Raw genomic sequence first — 13,550 nt, forward strand, 5'->3', positions numbered from 1 at the left:
GGGCACGGGTGCCGGACGGCTGCGACCGGCTGCTCCGCACAGTACCGGGAACACCACCGGGATCACGCGGACGTCGACGGGCGGGACGGTGGGCCGCTTTTCCCTGCGCGGCATGCCCGCGAGCTCTCACCCGACCGGCACCCTGCTCCCCTGCGCGGCACCGGAGCGGGTGCCGATCCCGCTCCGGCCACGATCCCCGCCCCCGGCACGCGCCGCGCGCATGCCGTTGGCGATGACGACGACCTCGGCCGCCTCGTGGATCAGCACCACGGCCGCCAGGCCCAGCACCCCGAAGAGCGCCAGCGGGAAGAGCACCACGATGATCGCGAGGGCGAGGGCGATGTTCCCGGTCATGATCCGACGGCCGCGGCGGGCGTGGGCGAGCGCGCCGGGGAGCTGTTCCAGCTCGGTGCCGGTGAAGACGACATCGGCCGATTCCACGGCGGCGGCCGTGCCGGTGACGCCGATCGCGATCCCCACGGTCGCCGAGGCGAGGGCCGGGGCGTCGTTGATCCCGTCGCCGACCATCGCCGTCGGCGCCTGGGCGGCGAGCCGGCGGACGTGGGCGGCCTTGTCGGCCGGGAGCTGCTCGGCGTGGACCTCGTCGATCCCCGCCTCCTCGGCGATCGCGCGGGCGGTGAGGGCATGGTCGCCGGTGAGCATCACGGTGCGGATCCCCTGGGCATGCAGGGCGGCGACCGTCGAGGCCGCTTCGGGGCGCAGTTCATCGCGCACCCCGAGCGCGCCGATCACGCGGCCGTCCTCCTCGACCACGATGAGGCTCATCCCCCGGGCGGCCATGTCCTCGGTGCGGGTGGCGAGCGGGCCGGGGGCGATCCAGCGCGGGCTGCCCACCCGGATCGCACGCCCGGCGATCTGGCCGGTGAGGCCGTGGCCCGGGGATTCCTGCACCTCCGCGGCCTGCGCGGCATCCTCCCCGGTGGCGTCGGCCGCGGCGAGGACGGCCCCGGCCAGCGGGTGGGAGCTGCTGGATTCCAGGGCGGCGGCGAGCGCGATGATCTCCTCGCGGCGACGGCCCTCGGCAGTCGCGACCTCCACCACCTGCGGTTCGTTGCGGGTGAGGGTCCCGGTCTTGTCCAACGCGACGGTCCGGATCGTGCCGAGCTGCTCGAAGGCGGCGCCGGACTTGATCACCACGCCGAACCTGCTGGCCGCGCCGATCGAGGAGATCACCGTGACCGGCACGGCGATCGCCATCGCGCACGGCGAGGCGGCGACCAGCACCACCAGCGCCCGCTCGATCCAGGTGCCGGGCTCACCGGTGACCAGGCCGACGAGCGCGACCAGGGCGGAGACCACCAGCACGACGGGCACCAGCGGTCGGGCGATCCGGTCGGCGAGCCGTGCTCGCTCCCCCTTCGCGGCGTGCGCCTGGTCCACCAGGCGCACGATCTGGGTCAGCGAGTTGTCGCGGCCGTCGGCGGTGGCGCGCAGGGACAGCGAGCCGGAGCCGTTCAGGGAGCCGGCGTGCACCTCGTCGCCGGGTCCCGCCTCGACCGGGATCGACTCCCCGGTGATCGCCGAGGTGTCGAGCCAGGAGCGGCCCTCGACGATCACGCCATCGGTGGCGACCCGGTCGCCGGCGCCGAGCAGGAGCACATCCCCGGTGCGGAGCTCGGCGGCGGGGACCAGCTCGGGACCGGCGGCACGAGAGACGCGCACGGTCTCGGGGAGCAGCGCGAGCAGGGAGCGCAGACCCTGCTTCGCGCGGTCCATCGAGCGGTCCTCGAGCGCTTCGGCGAGGGAGAACAGGAAGGCGAGGGCGGCCGCCTCCCCGACATGACCCAGCAGCACGGCGCCCAGCGCTGCGAGGGTCATCAGCAGCCCGACACCGAGCCGGGCGAGGCCACGGCCCCGCACCAGGCGGGTCACGGTGCCGGGCACGAAGGTCCAGGCACCGGCGGCGAGCGCCAGGGCGTGCACGACGAGCCCGGCGAGCTCCAGGCCCGCCCAGCCCAGCAGCAGGCCGGTCACCCACAGCGCGCCGGCGGCGAGCGGCAGCGCCAAGGAGCGGTCCCGCCACCACGGCGTGCGGTCCTCGAGCTCGAGCGTCCCGCCGGGGGCGGCCGGGGCAGAGTCACCGCAGCAGGCATCCGCGGGCGGCGGGGCCGTCGTCACCGGACCGCAGCAGTCGTCGCTCATCGGACCGTCTCCGCGATGGCGGCGGGGGTGGTGCAGCACAGCGGGACCGTGCAGTGCTCATCGGTGCAGGGGAGCCCGTCGTCCACCGCCAGCACCGTCTCGACCAGGGCGCCGAGCGCGGCGGTGAGGTGCGCATCGGCGATCTCGTAGCGGGTGCGTCGCCCCTCCGGGACGGCGACGACGATCCCGCAGCCGCGCAGGCACGCCAGATGGTTCGAGACGTTCGTGCGGGTCAGGTCCAGTTCGGTGGCGAGCACGGCCGGGTAGCCCGGTTCCTCGAGCAGGGACAGCAGGATGCGGGAGCGGGTGGGATCGGCCATCGCGCGGCCCAGTCGGTTCATGACGTCGAGACGAGAAGCTCTGGTCAGCATGCGCTGACCATACAGCATCGACTGACTATTCCGGATGAGTCGCGATCTCCAGGGTGCTGACTATGCGGACGTGCTGACCAGTCCGTCGTGCCGACCGGGGACGACAACCGTCTTCAGCCCGTCGCCGCGCTCGACGGCCTCGAGGGCGGCATGAACGTCCTCCAGGGGGACCTGCCCGGTCACGAGCGGGCCAAGCGTGACCTGCTTCGCCTCAATCATCCGCAGGGCCCTCCTCCAAGAGGTGGCGGTCGACGCGAACCCACTGGTGACGGTCAGTTCCTTGAAGAGGATCTGGTCGATCGGCACCGTGACCGGTCGACCGAAGATCCCGATCTGCACGTAGCGACCGCCTCGCGCCACGGCCGCGAGAGCGACCTCGGCCGCAGCCTCACTGCCCGAGCACTCCAGGACCACATCGAAGGATCCGTCGATCAGCGGCGAGGTGGTGGTCGTGGCACCGAACCTCCCGGCGACCTCCAGGCGCCGTGCGTCACGGTCCAGGCCGCTCACCGTCACCGCCGCACCGAGCGCGCCGGCGACCTGAGCGGCGAGCTGACCCATGGCGCCCGGCCCGGTGACCAGCACCCGGTCCCCGGCTTGGACGACGGGCGGATCGAGCAGGCACTGCGTGACGCAGGCGAGAGGTTCGGCGAGCACGCCCTCGAGCGGGTCGAGCCACTGCGGCAGCTCGTGCAGGTTCAGGACGGGGAGCACGACGATCTCGGCGAATCCTCCGTGCTCGTAGCTGCCCAATGAACGGCGCTGCGGGCAGAGGTTCCGGCGGCCCGCCCGACACCAGCGACAGGTCTCGCAGGTGGAGAAGTAGGTCTCGCAGGCGACTGGTCGGCCGAGCCAGTCGGCGTCCGCCTCCCCACCGACCTCGATGACCGTGCCGGTGATCTCGTGCCCCATCACCACGGGGGCCTCGTACCCGTATTCGTCGTGGGCGACGTGGACGTCGGTGCCGCACAGGCCGGTCGCCGTCACCCGAACTGCGGCCAGGCCGGGGAGCACCTCGGGCACGGCCACCTCCGTGACGATGACGCCGTCGGGCCCGGGGCCGATCTTGACGACCGCCGGCATCGTGCGGCTCGTGGTGGGGAGGGTGGTGGCCATGACGGGCTCCTCGGTCGGGTGCGGCGGCGGCACGACGCGACGCCGTCATCACGATCCAATCACCGAAAGGAGGCCTGCGTCACATCCGGTATATCTTGAGAGCAGCCATCACAACAGCAGGTTCGGTCGCGCGAAGAGGAGCCCCCGATGAGGCAGACGAAGTGGACGAGCACACGAAGGACCTTCATGGCAGCGAGCGCCGCAGTGATGGGCGCAGGGGCCCTCACCGCGTGCGGCGGCGGCAGCGGTGGCGGAGGTGGTGATTCGAAAACGCTGAACATCACCCTGGCGAATCATGTATGGACCGACCTCATCACCAAGAAGATCTCGGAATTCGAAGACGAGACGGGCATCACCGTGGTCGTGAGCCAGCTGAGCGAGGATCAGCTGGTCGACAACTACAAGGTCAAGCTCAACGCGGGCTCCGAGGACATCGACGTGATGATGTACCGGCCCCTGCAGGTCGGCAAGCTGTTCGGACAGAGCGGCTATCTGCAGGACATCTCCGACCGGGTGGCCGACGCAGGGGACTGGAACTGGGACGACTTCCAGAAGGGCCCCGTCGAGCTGACCACCTATGAGGACCAGACCGTCGGCGTCCCGCTCATCACCGAGAGCGAGATGGTCTACTACCGCAAGGACCTCCTGGAGGCCGCCGGTCTCGAGGCGCCCACCACCATGGAGGAGCTCGAGAACGCGGCCAAGACCATCAAGGAGGACAACCCCGGCACCGCAGGCATCGTGATGCGCAGCCAGGCCTCCGCCGCGGTCACCCAGTTCTCCGGCTTCCTCTACAGCCACGGCGGCACCTGGATCGACGACAGCGGCAACTCCGCCATCGACAGCCCGGAGGCCAAGGAGGCCTACGCCTACTACGGCGGGCTCCTGCACGACTACGGGCCTGACCAGATGAGCACCGACATGAGCTGGCCCGAGGCCTCCGCGATCTTCGCCCAGGGCAACGCCGGGTTCTGGATCGACGCCTCGAGCCTCTACCAGAACGTCTACGACCCGGAGAAGTCCAAGGTCGCCGACCAGGTCGGGTTCGCCGCGTTCCCCGCCGGCCCCGATGGCTCCAAGCCGTACAACGTCGCCGCCTGGGCCCTGGCCATCAACAGCCAGTCCCCGAATAAGGACAACGCCTGGGAGTTCATCCGGTGGGCCACCAGCCCCGAGATGACGCTCGAGATCCAGAAGGCGGGCGTGCCCAGCGCCCGCACCTCGGTGTGGGAGGACCCCGCCGGCACCGAGAGCTACCCCGAGGAGCTCGCGACCGCGATCGCGAAGAACGCCGAGAACGGCGTGGGTTATGACCGCCCGCGCGTGAACGGCGTGGCCCAGGCCCGCGAGATCGTGGGCGGCCCCATCGTCGCCGCGATCACCGGCGAGGACTCCGATGCCGCCGCCGACGAGGCGAGCACGCAGTTCCAGGAGCTTCTGGAGGGCGAGGAGTAAGCAGCGAGTTCCACAGCAGCTGCAGGTGCGGATGCATCCCGTTGCCGGGTGCCTCCGCACCTGCCCGTGCAGGCCGAGTGGGTGAGAGAACGCATGACCACGACCGTCCAGGACGCTCCCGGCTCCCGTGAGCGCGCCTCCCGGTGGATGAACGCCCACCGGAAATGGATCCTCGCCGCCCCGGCGATGATCTTCACCGCCCTGCTGATCACCTTCCCGATCGGGTGGACGCTCTACCTGAGCCTCACCGACGCCAGGGGATCCGTGCGCAGCCCCAAGGACTTCGTCGGGATCGAGAACTACCTCAGCATCCTCAGCGATCTCGACCGGTTCTGGCCGGCCGTCGTGCGCACAGCGGCGTTCACCACCGGGGCGCTCGTGCTCGAGCTCATCCTCGGCATGCTGATCGCCCTGCTGCTGTGGCGACCGTTCCGCGGCCAGCGGTGGGCGCGCACAGCCATCCTGCTGCCCTTCGTCGCCACGCCCGTCGCGGTCGCCATGATGTGGCGGCTGATCTTCGAACCGAACATCGGCTTCGCCAACCGATTCCTGAGCTGGTTCGGGATCCCCGCCCAACCCTGGCTCTCGGACCCCACCACGACCCTGCCCACGCTGGTCCTCGTCGACGTCTGGGAGTTCACCCCGATGGTCGCGCTGATCCTGCTGGCCGGGCTGACCACCATCCCGGAGGAGATCGAGGAGGCCGCCCGGATCGACGGGGCCGGCGCCTGGCAGCGCTTCTGGTCCATCACCCTGCCTCTGCTGCGGCCCGTCGTGCTGGTCGCGGTGCTGCTGCGGGCGATCGACGCCCTGAAGACCTTCGACCTGCTGTACGTCACCAAGGGGCAGGGCGGTGGATCCTTCCACGAGGCGGAGACGCTGAACATCTTCGTCTACGACCTCACCTTCAAGTACAACGACTACGGGGCCGCTTCCGCCGCACTGATCATCTTCTTCCTGATGATCCTGGTGGTCATGTGGTTCCTGACCTTCCGTCGACGAGGGGCGAAGCTATGACGACGACGCTGCCCACCGGCTCCGCCACGGCCCCTGCGCGACGGAGGAAGCCAGCGCGCACCAAGGTCTACCCGGTGGTGCGCGGCATCCTGATCGTCCTGGTCATCCTGATCTTCGTGCTGCCGCTGGCCTGGATGGTGATGGCCTCGTTCAAGACGAACGTCGACATCAACGACACCTCGAAGACCTTCCTCTTCGAGCCGGTGCTGTCGAACTATGCGAACGTCTTCGGCAATGCGAACTACGGACAGTTCGTGTTCAACAGCTTCTGGGTGGCGGCGTGGGCCACGGGGCTGTCGCTGCTGCTGGGAGTCCCGGCCGCGTTCGCGATGAGCCGCTTCAGCATGCAGAAGTCCGCGCTGACGGTGCTGCTGGCTCGCATCATCCCCGGTATCAGCCTGCTGGTGCCCTGGTACTACGTGTTCGCGAACCTGGGCATGGTGGGCGGCTACGGCGTGCTGATCCTGTCGCACATGTTCATCCTCATCCCGATCAGCGTCTACATCATGATGTCGTTCTTCGACTCGATGCCGCTCGAGCTGGAGGAGGCCGCCCTGGTCGACGGCCTCACCCCGATCGGAGCCTTCCTGCGCATCCTGCTGCCGCTGTCGGTCCCGGGGATCGCGACGGCGGGCATCCTGTCGTTCATCTTCTCCTGGAACAACTTCATGTTCGCCCTGGTGCTCTCCGGCGCGGACACCAAGACGCTGCCGGTGGCCGTGTTCGACTTCGTCTCCTATGCGAGCATCGACTGGGGCGCGATCATGGCGGCGACCGTCGTGATGACCCTCCCGATCGTGGTGATCGCCGTGATCGGCCAGAAGTACATCGTCTCCGGGCTGACCGCCGGCGCGACGAAGGGGTGAGCGGGCCGGCACCGGCGCGCCCTACCACCGCGGTCCATTCTGCGTTCCTCCCACTCGGCTGCAGAGGCCCGCACCCAGGAACTCAGCAGGTAGGCGATCACGGCCAGAGCGTTGTAGGTGCCAAAATCTCTCTTGGGCGAATCCGGCGCGCTGAGATGATCGAGGAGAGGGATCTTCCCCACGGTCGGCCGTGACGGTGCATTCTGGAGCTTCCGGTTGAAGAGCCTGGCGTGATGAGCGGCGACGTTCCGCACGTAGTTCAGACTGGCCAGCCAACTGGTCATGATCTTCTTCGTAGGCACGCCGAACGCATAGGCGATCTTCTCCGCATCCTGCTGGAGCATCCCTCGGTACACGCGGGAGAGCTGGCCCATCTCGAGCAGTTCGGTGAGCGCCCAGATCGGCATTCGCCCGTCGTACTTCTCCCGAAAGTGCTCTACGAACAGTTCATCGGATTTGTCCCGGCTCTCTTTCACCCGCTGCAACCACAGCACATGCGCACCGGCACGGGGATCTCGACTGTCCGTCCGCGGGGCCGTGAACGCTTCTGTGAAGCATGCAGGGTCCTCATGCGCGAAGGCCGACAACTCCCAGAGGACGTATCCGGTCCTCATCCGCAGAGCGACGTCAAGGCGTTCAGCACCTTCCATGACCAGCATGCGCAACCTACGGTCGAAGTCGATGATCTGCTCAGCGTGGTGGAGCGCGGTGCCTGGCCGGTACCGGCTGAGCACACGCCTCCGTGTGCGGCCTCCCCGCCCCGCTCTTCCGAGCGGAGGAACGGGTACAGGTACCCGGTGAGCCGGTAGTACCCGACAGATTGCAGGAGAGCGGCAGCACGGCTCTCGTCACCGATCTCGAGACCCCGTGCAACGAGCCGCTCGACCTGCTTCTCCAGAGGAAGCCACACCTTCGTGTACTCCACCATGAGACTCCTTCACACAGAAAATCAGCCCGCGCCATGAGGCAACGGGCTGATCGTGATAGTCCGATCATAGCACCGAGCCCTGACGGGTACTGCTCGACCTTCGGGCCCTCGCCCGGGAGTCCGTCGATTCGACGTCCCCTTCGAACAGCGCCCATCGTTCAGCTCGAGCGGACAGTCAGGTAACGAGCCATCGCCAGGCACGGCGCCACCATTTCCGCCTCTCCGGATGAGGTGGCGGGACAGGATCTCCCGGGACGGCCCGGGCACTCGCAGCCAGATCGTCTTCCCCCACACTGTCGCTGCCCCTTCATGGCGCGGCATCCCCATGGTTCCCCTCACTCGTTCTCGGCCGACATCGTCATCGTCATCGTCATCGTCATCGTGGAACGGCAACGACTCTAGCGATGGGGTCGGACGGACGAGCGCAGCATGTGGCACTCCCACGCGCCCCGGTCCCTCTCGGCGGTCGTCCGGCTTGTCATGCAGGCACCGACGGCGGCGCGGCGATCCGCCATATCGCGCGCGAGCCACATAGTGATGAGAGGTGGCATATCTGCCAGCTCAGTGGCCCGTCGGCGATACGTCCTGGTCTGCCGACTCCCCGCTCAGCACCCCTTCCAGGTCCGAGGCGTCCACCAGCGGGTCGTCCAGGTCCACGGTGAGCTTCGAGCGGGCCATCAGCCGGGCGGTGCCGGTGATGGTGGAGTCCCAGGCCGGGAAGTCGCCGACGGTGGTGGGTCCGAGCACGGTGCCCACGAAGCGGTTGCCGCGCGGGGAGATCGTCTCCAGGGTGTCGCCCGGCCCGAGTTCGCCATCACCGGCCAGCAGCGCGAGCCGGGCCGAGGTGCCGGTGCCCGTCGGGCTGCGGCAGATCACGCCGGGATGCACGTAGGTGGCGGAGCGGGAGTGGGCCATGCCGTCCTCCCCGGTGCGCACCCCGCCCATGAAGTGGACGAAGGGCAGCGGGCCCACGTCCCCCAGCGACGGGTGCTCCTGGCGCAGCCCGGGTCGGGCCGTGCGCACGAAGGCGTCCCCGAAGGCGGTCAGCGCGATCTCCTCGTCGGCCGTGAGCTCGAAGCCGTGCTCCGCCGCGCGGATCATCGCGTAGTAGGCGCCGCTCCACACCAGGTCGAAACCCACCCTCCCGTAGTCGGGCACCTCGACCGCGAGTCCGCGCTCGGCGACGTAGGCGGGCTCGCCCTGGGTGGTGACCTGCTCGACCCGCCCGTCCGCCGTGGTCGCGGTGATGCGGGCCAGCCCCGCCGGGGACTCCAGCACGATCCGCTGCTCGCCGCCGGTCATCTCGATGATCCCGCTCTCCAGCAGCGCGGTGGCGACGCAGAGCGTGTTGGAGCCGGAGTACATGGGGTACCCCATCGCCTCCATGATGATGTAGCCGGCCTGCGCCTGGGGATGACCGGGCGGGACGATCAGGTCCACCGACATCGCCGGGTCGCCGTAGGGCTCCGAGAGCAGCAGGCGTCGCAGCCCGTCCCCCTCACGCTGCAGCCAGCGGGCCTGCTGAAGCACGCTCGCGCCGGGCAGTTCCCGGATTCCGGCGGTGACCACGCGGCTCACGTCCCCGCCGGACTGGGTATCGATCAGCGTGATGCTGCGTTCACGGCGCATGGGGAGCCCCCACGCTCTCCCAGTGGCGGTCCGGGACCACCACCAGCTTGCCGATGTAGGTCTTGGCCATGAAGGTGCGCTGGGCCTCGTGCAGGTCCGAGAGGCGGAAGGTGCGCTCCAGCAGGGGCCGGATCTGCCCGCTCTCGATCATGCCGACCAGGCGGCGGAACGCGGTGCGGGTGCCCTGGGAGGAGCCGTGCAGCTCGAGGTGCTTGAGGTACATGGTGCGCAGGTCCAGCTGGACCACGGGGCCGCCGATCGCGCCGGCGGTCGTGTACCGGCCCTCCGGTCGCAGGATCCGCAGCAGGTCGTTGAACATCTTCCCGCCCACGAGGTCCGCGACCACGTCGATCGGCCCGTCGGCGGTGCGGGCCACCTCGGCGACCAGATCGTCGCCGCCGCGCAGCACGACGTCCTCGGCGCCGATGTCCCGCAGCGCCTGCTCCTTGCCGGCGCTGGTGACCGCGTACGGGATCGCCCCGCGCACCCGCGCGAGCTGGATCAGCGCCGATCCCACCCCACCCGAAGCGCCGGTGATCAGGATGTTCTCCCCCTCGGCGAGGCGGGCACGGTCCAGCATCTGCTCGGCGGTGAGATAGGCGCAGCAGAAGGTCGCCAGGCCCGCGTCGGGGATATCGGCGGTGATCTCGTGGGCGTTGGCGGCCGGGACCGCGACGTAGTCGGCGAAGCCGCCGTCGCGGCCGTGGCCGATGTAGTCGATGTCCGCGAGCGACTCATCGCCCTCGGGGCGGTGGTAGAGGCTGAAGTCGACCATCACCCGCTGACCGATCCGGTCCCGGTTCACCCCGCCTCCGACCTCGGCGATGCGGCCGACGATGTCCGCTCCCTGGATGCGGGGGAACTCCAGGGTGGAGCGGCCGCGCCGCCAGGTGGAGACCTCCGAGGGGTCGGTCTCGGACCCGTAGGCCCCCTCGCGCACCCAGATATCGGTGTTGTTCATCCCGCAGGCGTGGACGTCGATCAGCACCTCCCCCGGTGCCGGGGCGGGAGTGCGCGCCTCCCGGGTGTGGACGAGCTGGTCCAGGCCGCCGTGGCCCATCAGCCGCATGGCCTGCATAGTGCCGGGTACCGTCGCCATCGAAGCCCCTCCTGTCCTGGGGCGCGCGAGCACGCGCTCGCGCCGCTGAGGCCAGCATCTCACCGCAGGACGTCCCCGGTCCAGGGATGCTGGCGGCCCCGCCCAGGTGAAGAATTGACACCCGCCGGGCAACCCGGTTCTATGGCCACATACCGAACCGGTTCGGGGGATGGGGGCACGTCCCGAACTGCGACGACGCCAGAGCGCTCTGGCCCACTGACGACCTCACCGCGGAGGGGATACCGCATGAGCACCATCGACAAGGCGCCCGACGGCGACGCCGTCCGCCGTGGCGACGCCGCCGCTGAGTGCGCCCGGCTGCAGCACGCCACCGCCGCCGAGACGCCGCAGGCCGCTTCGCGCTGCGACGCCCGGTCGCCGGAGTCGGTGCGCGCCGGTGCCGTCGGCCTGGTGGTGGCTCGAGACCCCGAGACCCTCGCGAGCGACACCTTCTTCCCGGGGTTCATCGCCGGTTGCGAGCGGGTGCTCGCCGCCCACGGCATGGGGCTGATCCTGCACGTGGCCTCCAGCGAGGAGGCGGAGCGCACCGCCTACGAGCATCTGGCCGCGGGCCGCGCCGACGGTGTGATCCTGCTGGATGTGCGTGTGGGCGATCCGCGCTTCGCGCTGATGGCCGAGCTCGCCCTGCCCGCTGTGGTGCTCAGTGCTCGCGCCCCGGGCCTCGAGGAGACCTCGGGGCTGCCCACGATCTACTCCGACGACTCGCCCGCCGTCGAGGAGCTCGTCGAGCTCTTCGCCGAGGCGGGTCACACCCGGATCGCGCATGTCTCCGGGCCTCCTCGCTTCCTCCACGCCCGAGTGCGCGGCGCGGCCTTCAGCGCCGCGATGCGAGCGCGCGGACTGGACGACTCGTTCGTGGTCGAGGGCGACTTCACCGCCGAGTCCGGGCGTGATGCCACCGCACAGCTGCTGGACCTGCCCCACCCGCCCACCGGCATCCTGTACGCCAACGACCTGATGGCGATCGCGGGCCTCTCCCTCGCCCTGAGCTACGGGATCCGTGTCCCGCAGGAGCTCTCGCTCACCGGCTACGACGACAACGTGCTCTCCGCCCACCTCTCCCCCGGCCTCACCACCGTCGCCACCGCCGACCGGCAGCGTGGGGAGCTCGCGCTGCGCACCCTGCTCTCCGTCATCGCCCGGGAGCGTCCGGAGAACGACCTCGCCGGCCACACCACCGTCGTCGTGCGCGGCAGCGTCGCCCCTCCGCCCCAGCCCTGAGCGGCGCCGCCGTCCAGAACGGGGCCAGCTGCCTCGAGGAGTCCGGCGCCTGCCCCGGGCGGCTCTCCCCCTCCCCGCCGCGAAGGACCTGGTGAGGTCCCTCCGCAGCGGGCAGTCACCCATTCCCCGATTCCTCGCATGCGCCCTCCTGGGAGCGGCTACCGTGGCGTCACCACAGCGCAGCGCAGCGCAGCTGGAGCTCACCGAGTCGAGGGAGACAGGACCATGTCGCTTTCCACCGAGGGGTCGACGCTCGTCGACGAGCACGGTCGCCAACGGATCCTGCACGGCATCAACCTGGTCGCCAAGGGCAGTCCCGGCGCCACCGAGCCCTCGGCGTTCCGGGGCTGCTGGACCGGCGAGGACCTCGCCCAGCTGCGGGACATCGGGCTGGACAGCGTGCGCCTGGGAGTGAACTGGGCGGCGACCGAGCCCCGACCCGGCGAGTACTCCCCGCAGCACCTGGACTGGCTGGCCCAGCAGCTGGATCTGCTGCACGACGCCGGATGCGCGGTGATCCTCGACGGGCACCAGGACCTGTTCTCGCAGTCCTTCGGCAACGGCGCCCCGGCCTGGGCGACCCTGACGGCGCAGCGGTTCGAGGCCACCGAGCTGTGGTCGGACGCCTATCTCTCCTCCCCCGCCGTGCACGAGGCCTACGACGCCTTCTGGGCCGACGCCCCCGCCGGGGACGGCGTCGGGATCCGCACCCGTTTCGTGGCGATGTGGGGGATGCTCTCTCAGCGGTTCGGCTCGCATCCGGCGGTGATCGGGTACGACGTGCTGAACGAACCGACCCCGGGGTCCGCCGCCCCGCAGCTGTTCGGGGCGATCATCCACGTCGTCGCCGAGCTCACCGGCCAGGCCCCGGAGCAGGTGATGGCCGACTTCGCCGACCCTGCCGCGAAGCTCTCCCAGCTCGCCCAGCTCGAGGACCCCTCCCTGCATCGCACCCTCGGGGACCGGATCGCGCCGATGCTGGCCGAGTTCGAGCAGGGCCCCGTCCATGCGCTGTACACCGCGGCGGCGCGCGCGATCCGGGAGGCGGATCCGCGCGGCCTGATCCTGCGCGAGCACGACTACTTCGGCAACATCGGCATCCCCGCCTCGATCCCTCCGCTCGAGGACGCGGCCTGGGCCTACTCCCCGCACGGCTACGACCTGGTGGTGGACACCGCAGCGATGCCGCAGGCCAGCGACACCCGGGTCACCACGATCTTCGAACGCGCCGCGGAGACCGGCGAGGGCCTCGGCGTGCCGGTGATCGTCGGCGAATGGGGCGCGTTCGGGACGCATGAGGGCATCGCTCGCCACGCCGACGCGCAGCTGGAGCTGTTCGATGCCCGCGCCTGGAGCTGGTTCTACTGGTGCTGGGAGCCGGGGTTCGCGGCCACGGAGGCGGCGGCGCGGCTGCGTCGGCCGCGGCCCCGCGCGGTGGCCGGGCGGGATCTGCGGGCCGGCACCTCGGCGGGTGGGGGCTGGCGTGCGGCCTGGACCGGTATCGACTGCGATGCGCCGAGCGAGTTCTGGATCCCGCCGGAGCGGGAGGTCGAGCACCTCGTCGACGGTCGTCGCCAGGAGCTGCGACGGGAGCAGGCCACGGTGCTGCTGGCCCCCGGGGCTGGCGAGCACCGGCTGCGGGTGAGCTGAGATGACCGCCTCGA

10 protein-coding genes and 1 pseudogene are annotated in these 13,550 nt (G+C 70.2%); 5 read left to right on the forward strand and 6 right to left on the reverse strand.

The genetic code is table 11. The annotated features are described in order from the left end of the window. Positions 1-126: 126 nt before the first annotated feature. The 3 genes from CFK38_RS00330 to CFK38_RS00340 are packed head-to-tail and all read right to left on the reverse strand — an operon-like array spanning position 127 to position 3,650. Positions 127-2,163, reverse strand: a complete 2,037-nt coding sequence (locus CFK38_RS00330; protein ID WP_096801278.1) for a heavy metal translocating P-type ATPase — start codon at positions 2,161-2,163, stop codon at positions 127-129. After that, the gene (cmtR, locus tag CFK38_RS00335; protein ID WP_096804143.1) at positions 2,160-2,534 is read right to left on the reverse strand and encodes a Cd(II)/Pb(II)-sensing metalloregulatory transcriptional regulator CmtR; all 375 of its coding nucleotides are present in this window, start codon (positions 2,532-2,534) and stop codon (positions 2,160-2,162) included. The genes CFK38_RS00330 and cmtR overlap by 4 nt, the downstream gene beginning before the upstream one ends. Before the next feature lie 60 nt (positions 2,535-2,594). Beyond that, positions 2,595-3,650 carry a zinc-dependent alcohol dehydrogenase gene (locus CFK38_RS00340; RefSeq protein ID WP_218192328.1) on the reverse strand — a complete coding sequence of 352 codons (1,056 nt, stop codon included), beginning with the start codon at positions 3,648-3,650 and terminating at the stop codon, positions 2,595-2,597. 186 nt (positions 3,651-3,836) lie between these two features. Here CFK38_RS00340 and CFK38_RS00345 point away from each other — a divergent pair, with 186 nt between their 5' ends. From CFK38_RS00345 to CFK38_RS00355, 3 genes are all read left to right on the forward strand, one after another. Further along, on the forward strand, positions 3,837-5,105 hold the full coding sequence (locus CFK38_RS00345; protein WP_096801279.1) for an ABC transporter substrate-binding protein: 1,269 nt from the start codon (positions 3,837-3,839) through the stop codon (positions 5,103-5,105). Positions 5,106-5,198: 93 nt separating this feature from the next. Then, positions 5,199-6,122, forward strand: coding sequence for a carbohydrate ABC transporter permease (locus CFK38_RS00350; RefSeq protein WP_275542284.1), 924 nt, complete (start codon positions 5,199-5,201; stop codon positions 6,120-6,122). Next, the gene (locus CFK38_RS00355; RefSeq protein WP_096801280.1) at positions 6,119-6,988 is read left to right on the forward strand and encodes a carbohydrate ABC transporter permease; all 870 of its coding nucleotides are present in this window, start codon (positions 6,119-6,121) and stop codon (positions 6,986-6,988) included. Before CFK38_RS00350 ends, CFK38_RS00355 begins: the two co-directional genes overlap by 4 nt. A 275-nt stretch (positions 6,989-7,263) precedes the next feature. On the opposite strand, the pseudogene CFK38_RS00360 reads toward CFK38_RS00355, so the two are convergent. From CFK38_RS00360 to CFK38_RS00370, 3 genes and pseudogenes are all read right to left on the reverse strand, one after another. Beyond that, positions 7,264-7,722 (reverse strand): annotated as a pseudogene (locus tag CFK38_RS00360) (Abi family protein); the annotation flags it as partial. A 755-nt stretch (positions 7,723-8,477) separates the two neighbouring features. Then, positions 8,478-9,545, reverse strand: a complete 1,068-nt coding sequence (locus CFK38_RS00365) for a proline racemase family protein (RefSeq protein WP_096801281.1) — start codon at positions 9,543-9,545, stop codon at positions 8,478-8,480. Further along, complete coding sequence (locus tag CFK38_RS00370; RefSeq protein ID WP_157773291.1) at positions 9,535-10,644, reverse strand: alcohol dehydrogenase family protein; 1,110 nt, start codon at positions 10,642-10,644, stop codon at positions 9,535-9,537. Before CFK38_RS00370 ends, CFK38_RS00365 begins: the two co-directional genes overlap by 11 nt. A gap of 246 nt (positions 10,645-10,890) precedes the next feature. On the opposite strand from CFK38_RS00370, the gene CFK38_RS00375 reads away from it, so the two are divergent. Next, positions 10,891-11,886 (forward strand): LacI family DNA-binding transcriptional regulator, encoded by a 996-nt coding sequence (locus CFK38_RS00375; RefSeq protein ID WP_157773292.1) that lies wholly within the window; start codon positions 10,891-10,893, stop codon positions 11,884-11,886. Between the two features lie 225 nt (positions 11,887-12,111). Then, complete coding sequence (locus tag CFK38_RS00380; RefSeq protein WP_172895754.1) at positions 12,112-13,536, forward strand: glycoside hydrolase family 5 protein; 1,425 nt, start codon at positions 12,112-12,114, stop codon at positions 13,534-13,536. Positions 13,537-13,550 lie beyond the last annotated feature (14 nt).

The sequence above is a fragment of the Brachybacterium vulturis genome, from assembly GCF_002407185.1.
GTDB lineage: Bacteria > Actinomycetota > Actinomycetes > Actinomycetales > Dermabacteraceae > Brachybacterium > Brachybacterium vulturis.

Bases quoted from the DNA above. Each gene is read 5' to 3' on its own strand.
- CFK38_RS00330 (WP_096801278.1), bottom strand. From the start codon at position 2,163: ATGAGCGACGACTGCTGCGGTCCGGTGACGACGGCCCCGCCGCCCGCG.
- cmtR (WP_096804143.1), bottom strand. From the start codon at position 2,534: ATGCTGACCAGAGCTTCTCGTCTCGACGTCATGAACCGACTGGGCCGC.
- CFK38_RS00340 (WP_218192328.1), bottom strand. From the start codon at position 3,650: ATGGCCACCACCCTCCCCACCACGAGCCGCACGATGCCGGCGGTCGTC.
- CFK38_RS00345 (WP_096801279.1), top strand. From the start codon at position 3,837: ATGGCAGCGAGCGCCGCAGTGATGGGCGCAGGGGCCCTCACCGCGTGC.
- CFK38_RS00350 (WP_275542284.1), top strand. From the start codon at position 5,199: ATGACCACGACCGTCCAGGACGCTCCCGGCTCCCGTGAGCGCGCCTCC.
- CFK38_RS00355 (WP_096801280.1), top strand. From the start codon at position 6,119: ATGACGACGACGCTGCCCACCGGCTCCGCCACGGCCCCTGCGCGACGG.
- CFK38_RS00365 (WP_096801281.1), bottom strand. From the start codon at position 9,545: ATGCGCCGTGAACGCAGCATCACGCTGATCGATACCCAGTCCGGCGGG.
- CFK38_RS00370 (WP_157773291.1), bottom strand. From the start codon at position 10,644: ATGGCGACGGTACCCGGCACTATGCAGGCCATGCGGCTGATGGGCCAC.
- CFK38_RS00375 (WP_157773292.1), top strand. From the start codon at position 10,891: ATGAGCACCATCGACAAGGCGCCCGACGGCGACGCCGTCCGCCGTGGC.
- CFK38_RS00380 (WP_172895754.1), top strand. From the start codon at position 12,112: ATGTCGCTTTCCACCGAGGGGTCGACGCTCGTCGACGAGCACGGTCGC.